Here is a 10,742-nt window from a genome sequence, read left to right as displayed (position 1 = left end):
GAGCATGTCGAGGTCGAGCGCGTTCAGCTTTTCCGGACGAGAAATCGTCAGCGTCGCAACATGTCCATCGACATCAATTCTGACTGTTCCGCTAGCCATGGAAGCTGCCCTCCAGCGTCCGTGCCCTTTTGGCCGGAAGCGACAGGCCGATGGTTGCCTCCGCGAAGAGCGCTGCGTCCATGACCTTCAGGTCGGGCGCGACGATCAGCGGAAACTCCGACTGATCGAGGATCTGAGACTGGAGATCGACGCCGGGCGCAATCTCGGTGAGGACGATACCACCAGGCGTCAGCTTCATCACGCACCGCTCGGTGACATAGGTGATATCCTGCCCCTGCTCGATCGCGCGCCTGCCGCTGAAAGTGACATGTTCCACCTCGTTCACGAGCTTCTTCAACTTGCCTTCCTTCTCGATGAGAAGAGATCCATCGGCGATCGAAAGTTTCGCTCCGGCATTGAACATGCCGGAGAAGACGATCTTCTTTGCCCGCGCCGTGATGTCGACGAAGCCTCCGGCGCCAGCCGTCACATGCGGCCGGAACGAGAGCTTCGAGACGTTGACCGAACCGTCTTTGCCGATCTCGAGGAAGGACAGCAGCGAGGCATCGAAGCCTGCGCCCTGGAAATAGGTGAACTGATAGGGAGACGGCATGTAGGCGTCGGCATTCGAGGCGCAGCCAAAGGCGAAGTCGAGCAACGGCACCCCACCGACCGCGCCTTGCTCGATGACCCAGGTGACGGCGCCGTGGAGCCCTTCCTCCAGCAGGATGCGCGGCACGTTGGCCGAGATGCCGAAGCCGAGATTGACGCAGCTCCCCGCCTGAAGTTCTTGCGCGACGCGACGCGCGATGACTTTCTGAACATTGAACTCCGGAACGCTGAAGCTATCGAGCGGGCGGAAGATCTCCCCGGAAATTGCCGGATCGTATTGCGTCTGCGTCGTCTGCTTCTGTTCCGGATCGACGACCACATAGTCGACCAGCATCCCGGGCACCCGAACGTCATGTGGTTTCAGCGAGCCTTCCTTGGTGATCCGCTTGACCTGGGCGATAACGATGCCGCCGTTGTTGCGTGCGGCCAGCGCCTGATCGAGGCCGCCGAGGTAGGCGCCTTCATGTTCGTATGTCAGGTTGCCGCGCTCGTCGGCGGTGGTGGCGCGGATGATGGCAACCTCAGGGACGATCGAGGGAAAGAACAGCCAGTCGTCGCCCTCGAAGCTGACGCGCTTGACCACCGGATGCTCCGAAGCCAGGCCGTTCATCGCGCAACCCTGCCGCTCGGGATCGACGAATGTATCGATGCCGATCTTGGTTAGGACGCCCGGCCGCTTCGCGGCGGCTTCGCGATGGATGTCGAAGAGGATACCTGAGGGGATGTTGTAGGCCGGGATTTCGTTGTTGGTGATCATTTGCCAGATCAGCGGCGGCTCTGATGACGACGGGCCGGACGGATAGGAACCACCAATGATGCGCTTGAGCAGCCCCTTTTTGGCGATATAGTCGACGCCCTTGATGCCACTCATATCACCGGCAGCGATCGGATGAAGGGTCGTGATATCACGGGGATGGCCGGTCGCATCGAAACGTTCGCCAATCGCCTTCAGCATGAGGTCCGGGCAACCGAGACCGCTCGAGGAAGACACCGTTACAACAGCGCCATCCGGGATCAGCGCGGCCGCTTCGGTCGAGGTGAGATGCTTGTTCATTGGCGTTACTCAGAATCCTGTTTCGATTTTTACGCTCTTGCGGGCTCCGCAGCTCTCGCGAACAACCAGCCGAACCGCTGTTGTCACAGTCTCCGCCTCCGCCTTGCCCGCATTGATCTGCTTGAGAAGCAGTTGCGCGCCGCGGCGCCCAATGCCCTGCGGATCGACCGAAACCGTTGTGAGTGCGGGAACCGCCGCCTGAGCCTCGATGACGTCATCGAAACCCACGACCGCGAAGTCGGAGCCGGGCTCCAGACGGCGCGCACGCAATCCGTCGCAAACACCGAAGGCTACGGCATCGTTGAAGCAGACGGCTGCCGTGGGTTTGTCGGCAAGAACGATCGCTTTTCCGATCGCCTCCACCCCGCCAGCTCGCGAAGGCGCCGACGAGATGACAAGTTCTTGGTGATAGTCGAGCCCGGCTGCCTCTATGCCGCTTCGGTAACCGGCAAGGCGGTCGTCGAAGACAGCGGTGTCGGGAAAGCCGCCGAGAAAAGCGATGCGCTTGTGACCAAGCTCCGCCAAGTGCTTGACCGCAGACACCATGCCAGCCCGGTTGTCGGAGACGACGGACGAGACTTTGGCGCCAGGCAGGCTTCGAACGACCACCACCACCGGAATCCCTGCCGCGACGAGTGGCTTGAAGTCTGCGGCATCTGTGGCGCGCGCCGGCGACACGATGAGCCCCGAAATACCATGCTCCCGCATCGATGCGACAACCTCGCGCTGCCTGTCGATGCTCTCGCTGGTGTTCGACAGGAACTGCACGAATCCGGCCGACTGAACAACCATGTCGACGCCGACTGCCAGTTCCGCGAAGAAGCTGTTCGTCAGGTCGTTCACGACGACCCCGATGATCCTCGATTTGGCACTGGCCTGCCGAAGATTGGCTGCGCCGCGATTGTAGACGTAGCCCAGCTCGCGCATCACGGCATTGACCTTGGAACGCGTCCCCTCATTGACCAGGGAGGAACCCTGAAGCACCAGCGAAACCGTCGATTTCGAGACGCCTGCGGCTTTCGCAATGTCGATGACGGTTACCCGCGCCTTTGTCACGTCTTCCTCCCGACGCCAACGTCGAATGATTACCTAAATATTTGGAACGTTCCAATTCCGTCAAGCGAAATTTATACGAACCGTTATACATTAGAAGCATCTGCGGCAAATTTCTGCCCCCCCGACTGCCGGAATCTCGTCCCGAAAATTGGAACGGTCTAAAAAATGATCATAACTGAGAGGCATATGTCGATATTTTTCGACCTGCGAATCGTGCGTGGCGCACGACCGACCGATGCGTTGGCAGCAAAAATGTAGAGGATTCAGGCTCGCCCGGTATTTCCGTCGAAGCGATCAATGCGGCGTAATCGGCGGACCTTCTGCCAAAAGCAGGAAGGGCCTCTATTCTGTGTTGATAGACGTTGTGACAAGCCCAGTGGAGACCATGGAGACATGAAATTGCGCGCCGAGCTGACGGTTCTGCCGCCACGCGAACAGGCGCGGCGCTTGGCAGCGATCGCCGCGGTTTTGGTCGCACAGATCGAGCGCACCGAACCCGACGCGCCCGAAACCAAGGCCGCCTTGGCGGCAATCCGTACCTGGGGTGATGGCGGACGCCTGACAGGCCGGTACTTCTCCGACCTCATCTACAGCGACGATGAGCACGGGACGCTCCGCCGGCTCTCCGAGGCAGTGGGAAAGCCCAGCGAAGACGGCTGGAACGCGCTGACGACAGCAGCCATGTACGTCGCCTGGCTTGTTTATCAGGAGACAGGTGAACCCATGCCGAGTGATGTCAACGAAGTGGGAGAGGACAGCCTTGACCTTCTGGACGAGCAACTGGCCAAACTCGGCTGAAGTCCCCTCGCCGCTCGCTATTGCTCGCAGCTATTCCATGGCTCACATAACCGTCCGCATTTGCCTAGCGGACCTTCATCGGCTTCGTCTCGAGCGGGATGAGAGGCCTGTAGGAAGCGCCTCCGAGCTCCCTGAGATATTCCTGCTTCGCCTGGCCGATCAACTCGCTGTCCTGGAGACATCTGGCGGCGGCGGCGGCCATGACCTTGCCGGCCTGAAGCATTCCTTTATGCGCGTAGGAAGTCTTGCCCTGCGCAACCATCTGCCAGCTATGCGGAGGCGTTCCGTAGGCTGATGTCGCCATATAGACCTGTCCGGTGGGAACGATCCAGCTGACGTCGCCGACATCGGTCGAGCCATGGAGAAATGTCGGCTTTTCCTGAAACTCGTTGACATGTCCGGAGAGGATCGTCCCGCGCTTCTCGATGCGCGCTTGAACATCCCTCGGAAAAGTCCTCTGGATCTCCGCCGCGAACTCCTTCTCGCTGTTCGAGAAGGACGCTCCGCCGATCTTGTCGAGCTCCTGGTGAATCACACCTGCCAGCGTGGCGTTCGGTATGAGGTCGGCAGAGGCTGCATCGAAGGTGATTTCGACCTCCGTTCCCGTCATCAGTGCCGCTCCACGAGCCACGTCCTTGACCCGCTCGGTGATGTCCCGCACCTGATCCATCAGCGGCGCGCGGACCTTGTAGAGTACTTCGGCCTGCGACTGCACGACATTGGGCGCCTTTCCGCCGGTATCCGTTATCGCATAGTGAATTCTGCCGTCCTGGACGATGTGCTCGCGCAGGAAATTTGCCCCGACATTCATCAGCTCGACTGCATCGAGCGCGCTTCGCCCGAGATGGGGCTCGAAGCCCGCATGTGCGCTCACACCACGGAAAGTGAAATAGACCTGGTTCGTCGCCAGCATTCTTGCATGGTAGGCGAGGTTCTCATCCCACGGGTGCCATGTGAAGGCGACGTCGACACCATCGAACAATCCCTCTCGGGCCATGAAGGCCTTTCCGCCGCCGCCTTCTTCGGCAGGGCAGCCGTAGAAGCGGATCGTACCGGCAAGCCCGAGTTCGTCCTTGCAGGCCTTGAGCGCGATGGCGGCGGCAAGCGAACCGACACCCAGCAGATTATGCCCGCATCCATGGCCGTTGCCGCCGGGGACGACGGGCTTGTATCCCGCGACGTCGCCCTCCTGGCTGAGATTGGGCAGCGCATCGAACTCGCCCAGGATCGCCACAACGGGCTGTCCCCTACCGTAGCTCGCGACGAAAGCCGTCTCGATTCCCCCGGCCTGGCGCTCGACTGAGAATCCCTCCGCTTCGAGAATGTCGGCCAGAAGTGCAGCCGACTTGTACTCTTCATATCGGATTTCGGCGAAGGACCAGATTTCATTCGCTGCCGATTGCAGCCCCTCCGCCTTGTCGGTGACAGCGCGCTCGATGATGTCGTTATATGTCATTTCACCAGTCCTGGAATTGCTTGATCTGCGACCAGCTCTTCCTTGCTTCCGGCCGGAAGCGTTGCTGCCACGGCGAGGGTCACGATGGCGCAGCCGATCATCGCCAGGAAGGCTGTCTGATAGTTCTGATCCGTGGCTTGCAGGATGGCGCCGATCGCTGTGGGCGAGACGAACGATCCGATCTGGGCGAGCGAATTGATCAGGCCCGTCGCGGTCCCCACGGAGTGGCTGGGGTAGTGCTTCATGATCGTCACGAACACGCTGATCGAGATCGCGTTCAGAAACACGTTTGAAACCGTCAGATAGAAGAAGGCCAGCGGGATGGATGTAGCGTTGGCCATCAGATAGATGAACACCGCCGACACCAGCGCGCCGATACAGATGAGGTACTTTTCCTTCTTGTGGAAATAGCGGTCGAGCAGCCAGCCGCAGAACAGGAAGGACAGGAAGCCGAGCGTCGGCGGGATTGCCGAGTAGGCGCCCATCGACATCATGCTCATGCCCTTGACCTTCACCCAATAGGACGGAAGCCAGGACTGGAGACCCCAGAACACGATGTTCGTGAAGAAGTAGCAGAGGGCGATCTTCCAGGTCAGCGAGTTCTTGAGCAGAGCCGTGATCCGGGCTTTTTCCGACTTTGCCTTTTTCGGGCCGGCGGAGATCGAAGCCGCGCCAACCATCGGTTTCATGACCAGATAGAGCAGGATCGCAAGGGCCAGTCCGACCAGGCCGAGGGTGATGAACATGACACGCCAGTTGAAGTAGGCGATCAAGGCCGTGGTTACCAGCGAACCGACGGCAAAGCCGACAGAGGCTCCCGACTGAATGACCGATTTCGGCCTGGCCATGCTCTCCTTTTTGAAGTTCTCGGTTATGGCGACCGAACTGCCCGCCGGGAACACAGCCTCGCCCATTCCGACCAGAACGCGCGACACGGCCAGCCCCATCGCGGAGCCGACGGCGCCGCACGCGACCGTGCCGATCGACCAGATGCCGACTGCCGAGGTCAGGACCGAGCGGGTTCCCAGCCGATCAACAAGGTAGCCCCCGATGAGCTGCGTCAGAGAATAGGCGAGAAAGAATGCGCTAATGATCATCCCGGACTGTTCGGAGGTCAGGTGGAACTCGTCGACGATCGGAATGATGGCGATGTTGATCGCGGTCTTGTCGAGGAACCCGACGACCCAGCAGATGAACAGCATCGCGACGATAATGTGCCTGCGCTTGATTTGTCTAAGCATGGGATGCTCCCCTTTTGAGCGTTTATAAAACATGCTTAATATGTGAGCAGCCGTTTTTGGATGTTGAAACACACATCACACTCAGTTTATTTGTGTGAAAAGACACATGGGTGCCACATGACGATCATAGACGAAATCGAGAGTTCGCTTTTGCTTTTGTCGAGCCGACCGCACGTAAGCTGGCGGCGAGCTTCGGGTCGACCGACGATTCCGGACACCGACGCGTCGGAACCTACGATCACCTTCAGCCACCGCCGCGACGAGGACGATGCCATATTGACCGCCGATATTTCCTATTTTGCAGGGGCCGTCTGCGAGGTGCGGATTCCCGGCGCCCACTATGAAACCGTCTTCGCCCGCCTGCAGAAGATAGTGCTTAGCGCGGTCATCCGCTTTCAGAACCGCGCGGTCCAGGCCATGAATGCCATCAATCGCAATGTCCTCGATTCTCTCGATCCGAACGAGATCAACATGAACGCGATCGAGCAGACGCTGAGTGTGATAGCCGCGAGCGATGCTGGCGTACTGAGACTTTACGACGAGGCGTCGGATCTCCTCATTCCGGTGTCTCAGGTCGGCTTCGACGACGATTATTACAATTACCGCACCACGCCTCAAGAATCGATCTCCGGCAGCGTGTTCTCAACCGGAACGCCCGTCCTGCTGAACTCCCCGGAAGATATCAGGGATGCTCATGCGAACCTGCGTGCGCCGAACGTTCGTTTTCTGTCCGAACAGCGCCTCTCTCACAGCCTTATCTGCGTTCCCATCAGGACGGACACGACGACGCTGGGAACGCTGACAGTCATGTCGTTTCGGGAGGGGTCCGCCTATGGTGAATTCAGCGTAAGCCTGCTTGCAGCCGTCGCGACGCAGCTTGCCATCGCCTACAAGAAGTCGCAGGCCTACGAGTTGGCCGTCCGATCGAATGAAAGCATCAACCGGATGCGGCTGGAGATCGAAAAGCGCAATGCGGAGCTGGCGCGCTCGCTCTCGGCCCATGACGACATCCTCTCCATCTTCACGCACCACCGGCCACTCAGCGAACATCTCGAGGAAATAGCGACGCATTACGGCATCGATTTCCACTACGCCGATATTTTTGGAACGACGTTCGGGTCCAAGGAATGGAAGGAGCCGAAGACCACGGAGGCCGTCCTCGTGCATCCCGTCCGTGTCGCCGACGACGTCGTCGGAGCCTTTCGTTTCGAGCGCGGCGACAATGCAAGCTATGCCGCGGCGATCTTGGGCGTGGTGTCCGCTTTCGTAGCGCTCGAAATTGTCCGCAGCGCGTCACAGGACGAAATCCTCAACAGCAAGAGACGGAAGCACTTCGAGGCCTTGGGAAGGGATGATCTCGTCACGTCTGGCGGAGCCGTCCGGTTCGGCTTCCAGATCAGGAAGTACTGCCAGATCATCTTTGTCAGGCACGAGCAGGAGAGCGCCCAGAACCAGAGCCTGTTCCTGCAGAGAACACTGCAGCAGGCATTGAAGGCGGCGACGATCCGCAACCAGCTGTCGTTCTATACGGACGAAGGCGTCTTCCTGCTGTTCTGCGCCGCCACCGAGGAAACCCTGAGGACGAACCTGGAATCCATCGGAGACCAGGCGGCTGCGGAGGGATGGTGTTGCGGGGCGAGCCTGATTCAAAGCGCGCCCCATCGTTATCCCGAAGCCGCCGCCCAGGCTGTCGAGGCCGCGCATCTCATGGGCATGCGGCATCGGCCGGGCATCCTCATGCACAGCGAGACCGGCATCGACAGACTGCTGCGCAAACAATCCGCTGCTGATATCCTGGAATTCGCAGATCAGATACTCGCTCCCTTCGAGAATGAAGCAAACGGCGACGCCCTTCTAAGGACCTTGGAAATCTACATCGAGAGCGGAAAATCAGCGTCCAAGGCAGCGGCCTCCCTCGGCATACACATCAACACCCTCTATCAAAGGCTGCAGCGGGCGCAGCTATTGATGGGCAAGGACATCGACAATAAGGACGATTATCTGCTGCTCAGCCTGGCGTTCCACCTGAAGTCGACATACGGTTCTCCGCAGCCTGCCGGCAGAACCAAAGCAGCTTCCGCTTGAACRCTGGTTCGCCTATCGCAAACGACAGAAGAATTCCGGATCAGGCGTGTGCTCCAGGTTTCCGTCGAGGAGTTCCCGCCGGTAGACATTAGCGAAACTTTATCGTTTCTGACGAATGCTACGGATACGTGCAAACGCGCCAGATCTGAAGCAGGGCCGGATGATGTTACACTCGTTTGAATCCATTCTGGAGAGCCTGCCTCAGGGCATTGTTCTGCTTGATCCTGCCGGTACGGTGACGGCTTTCAATTCACGCACGCTTGATATTCTCGGCCTTCCGCAAGGAGCCATTCGCAAAGGCATGAATATCGACGGATTGCCGGGCACTGCAGACTGCCGTGCGGTGGCGTCCCGGCGATCGATGGTCGGTGGACCGCCCACGTCTCAGTTTGCCCTTTCGGACGGAGGAATGGTCTCATTGACCTGCGCCCCATCGAGGGATGGAGGCTGGATCCTCAGTTACGAAGACATCTCGACTCTCATTCGGGTCGAAGACAGCCTGACCGAACAACATCGCCGGTTCGACGCAGCCCTCAGCAACATGCCGCATGGGCTATGCATGTTCGATTCGACCAAGAACCTGATATTGTGCAACGCCTCCTACGCGCGGATGTACAATCTGCCGGACCTTCTGACGCAACCGGGAACGCCGCTTGTGGATATCCTGGCCTATCGCAGCCGGGAGGGAAATGGCCCGGCCGATACCACGACCTATTTTGACGTGGTCTTCGAAGCGACAGCCCGCGGTGCGCCGGCCAGCCAGAACATCGTCCTGGCCGATGGGCGCGTTATCAAGATCACCCACAATCCGATGCAAAACGGTGGATACGTGGCCACCCATGAGGACGTCACCAAGACCGTTCGACTTGCCGAAGAGCTGCGCCGACATCATGATCAGCTCGAAGCGACGGTTAAGAGCCGCACGGCGGAAGTCGAGCGACAGGCGCGGGAACTCGAGCGCATGCTGGCGCAGGAGCGGAACATCAACGAATTGCAGCGGCAATTCGTGGCGATGGCATCCCATGAATTCAGGACCCCGCTTGCAATCATCGACGCTGCTGCCCAGCGGCTGCTGCGAAAAAGGGGGGCGGTCGAGCCCGAATTTCTCAGCGACAAGGTCGATCAAATCCGCGCATCGGTGAACCGGATTGTCGATCTCATGGAGAGCATCCTGTCAGCGGACGCCTTGATGCCGGCAAGATCGATATCAATTACGACGCCTGCGCATTGAGATCATTGATAAAAACCTGTTGCGAGCGGCAGTCGACGATCGCAAAGTCGCACAGTTTTGTGTTGGATATCGATGGGCTGCCGGAGTTCATCGATGCCGATCCCCGCACTTTGGCACAGGTCTTTACCAACCTGCTTTCCAATGCCGTCAAATACGCGCCTGGAACATCGGAAATTCGCGTCACGGCATGGGCGGAGACAGGAAACGTTAAAGTTTCCATCAGCGATGACGGGGTGGGGATCGATCCAGAAGACGTGCCACGGCTGTTCCAGCGCTATTTTCGTGCCCGGACGTCGACCGGGATTGCCGGAACGGGTATCGGCCTCAACCTGGTGAAGCAGATCGTTGAACTGCATAGCGGCTCGATAGAGGTTCGAAGCGAAAGAGGATGCGGATCGACATTTACCGTAACCCTTCCCATCAAGAGAAGTGGTAACGCTTCCGCGACCGGTGACGCTGCCTGATGTTTCAGGATTGCTGTCCTGCATATCTACCCTATCCTTCTCACAATAGAGGAGGATCATGCCATGGCTTTCATTCACACCCCCAATGCATCCGCCAGCGAGAAGACGACGTCGATGTATGCGTCGGCCGAGGCGAACTACGGTTATCTGCCGAACATGTACCGGGCCTTCGGCCACCGGCCGGAGGTGATGGAGAGCTGGGCAGCGCTGCTTTCGAGCATTCGCGGCCATATGAGCCTGCGGCGCTATGAACTGGTGACGCTGGCGGCGGCAAAAGAGCTGAAATCCTCGTATTGCATGCTGGCACACGGTTCGGTGCTGCTGCGCGAGGGTTTCACCAGCGACGGGCTGACAGCTGTTGTCAACGAGACGGAGAAGGCGCCGATCGATGCCGGCGAACGCGCGATCATGGCCTTTGCCGCCAAGGTGGCACGCGATGCGACGTCGGTGACACAGCAGGATATAGATGGCCTGAAAAAACACGGGCTGAGCGATGCCGATGTCTTCGACGTCACCGCTGCGGCAGCGGCCCGGTGTTTCTTCTCGAAAATGCTGGATGCGCTGGGCGCTGCACCCGACCACGCCTATATCGAGCGGCTGGAGCCGAATGTGCGAAAGACGCTCAGCGTCGGCCGGGAAGTCGAGCGGCCTCTGGCGCCCTCACCGTCCCGCGGCACATCGCAATGATGCGATGACGGAGAGCGTC

At 59.3% G+C, this 10,742-nt stretch carries 7 protein-coding genes and 2 pseudogenes; 4 read left to right on the top strand and 5 right to left on the bottom strand.

All coding sequences use genetic code 11. From position 1 onward, the window contains the following. From AC1D1Z_RS12810 to AC1D1Z_RS12800, 3 genes and pseudogenes are all read right to left on the bottom strand, one after another. Nucleotides 1–99, bottom strand: a pseudogene (locus tag AC1D1Z_RS12810) (enoyl-CoA hydratase/isomerase family protein); the annotation flags it as partial. Further along, a complete protein-coding gene (locus tag AC1D1Z_RS12805) occupies nucleotides 92–1,705 on the bottom strand; it encodes an acyl CoA:acetate/3-ketoacid CoA transferase (RefSeq protein WP_477850733.1) in 1,614 nt (537 codons plus the stop codon). The pseudogene AC1D1Z_RS12810 and the gene AC1D1Z_RS12805, both read right to left, overlap by 8 nt. 9 nt (nucleotides 1,706–1,714) lie before the next feature. Continuing rightward, entirely contained in the window at nucleotides 1,715–2,761 is a 1,047-nt protein-coding gene (locus tag AC1D1Z_RS12800; RefSeq protein ID WP_018446999.1) for a LacI family DNA-binding transcriptional regulator, read from the bottom strand. Nucleotides 2,762–3,154: 393 nt separating this feature from the next. Here AC1D1Z_RS12800 and AC1D1Z_RS12795 point away from each other — a divergent pair, with 393 nt between their 5' ends. Beyond that, nucleotides 3,155–3,559 carry an Imm6 family immunity protein gene (locus tag AC1D1Z_RS12795; RefSeq protein ID WP_018447001.1) on the top strand — a complete coding sequence of 135 codons (405 nt, stop codon included), beginning with the start codon at nucleotides 3,155–3,157 and terminating at the stop codon, nucleotides 3,557–3,559. 64 nt (nucleotides 3,560–3,623) lie between these two features. Here the strand turns inward: AC1D1Z_RS12795 and AC1D1Z_RS12790 are convergent, their stop codons facing one another. Both AC1D1Z_RS12790 and AC1D1Z_RS12785 read right to left on the bottom strand, forming a co-directional pair. Next, nucleotides 3,624–5,015: an amidohydrolase gene (locus AC1D1Z_RS12790; protein WP_477850730.1), complete on the bottom strand. Its 1,392-nt coding sequence runs from the start codon at nucleotides 5,013–5,015 to the stop codon at nucleotides 3,624–3,626. Continuing rightward, nucleotides 5,012–6,256 (bottom strand): MFS transporter, encoded by a 1,245-nt coding sequence (locus tag AC1D1Z_RS12785; protein WP_477850728.1) that lies wholly within the window; start codon nucleotides 6,254–6,256, stop codon nucleotides 5,012–5,014. The genes AC1D1Z_RS12790 and AC1D1Z_RS12785 overlap by 4 nt, the downstream gene beginning before the upstream one ends. Before the next feature lie 117 nt (nucleotides 6,257–6,373). Between AC1D1Z_RS12785 and AC1D1Z_RS12780 the strand changes: the two genes are divergently transcribed. From AC1D1Z_RS12780 to AC1D1Z_RS12770, 3 genes and pseudogenes are all read left to right on the top strand, one after another. Further along, nucleotides 6,374–8,341 carry a helix-turn-helix domain-containing protein gene (locus AC1D1Z_RS12780; RefSeq protein ID WP_477850726.1) on the top strand — a complete coding sequence of 656 codons (1,968 nt, stop codon included), beginning with the start codon at nucleotides 6,374–6,376 and terminating at the stop codon, nucleotides 8,339–8,341. 160 nt (nucleotides 8,342–8,501) lie between these two features. Next, nucleotides 8,502–10,036 (top strand): annotated as a pseudogene (locus AC1D1Z_RS12775) (sensor histidine kinase). 63 nt (nucleotides 10,037–10,099) lie between these two features. Next, a complete protein-coding gene (locus AC1D1Z_RS12770; RefSeq protein ID WP_018241667.1) occupies nucleotides 10,100–10,723 on the top strand; it encodes a carboxymuconolactone decarboxylase family protein in 624 nt (207 codons plus the stop codon). Nucleotides 10,724–10,742 lie beyond the last annotated feature (19 nt).

The sequence above is a fragment of the Rhizobium sp. P1_E1 genome, assembly GCF_056406015.1.
Note: the sequence above shows the minus strand (reverse complement) of the source record. Positions and strands in the feature narration are given on the sequence as shown.

Coding starts and splice junctions, on each gene's coding strand:
- AC1D1Z_RS12790 (WP_477850730.1), bottom strand. CDS start 5,015: ATGACATATAACGACATCATCGAGCGCGCTGTCACCGACAAGGCGGAG.
- AC1D1Z_RS12770 (WP_018241667.1), top strand. CDS start 10,100: ATGGCTTTCATTCACACCCCCAATGCATCCGCCAGCGAGAAGACGACG.
- AC1D1Z_RS12780 (WP_477850726.1), top strand. CDS start 6,374: ATGACGATCATAGACGAAATCGAGAGTTCGCTTTTGCTTTTGTCGAGC.
- AC1D1Z_RS12785 (WP_477850728.1), bottom strand. CDS start 6,256: ATGCTTAGACAAATCAAGCGCAGGCACATTATCGTCGCGATGCTGTTC.
- AC1D1Z_RS12795 (WP_018447001.1), top strand. CDS start 3,155: ATGAAATTGCGCGCCGAGCTGACGGTTCTGCCGCCACGCGAACAGGCG.
- AC1D1Z_RS12805 (WP_477850733.1), bottom strand. CDS start 1,705: ATGAACAAGCATCTCACCTCGACCGAAGCGGCCGCGCTGATCCCGGAT.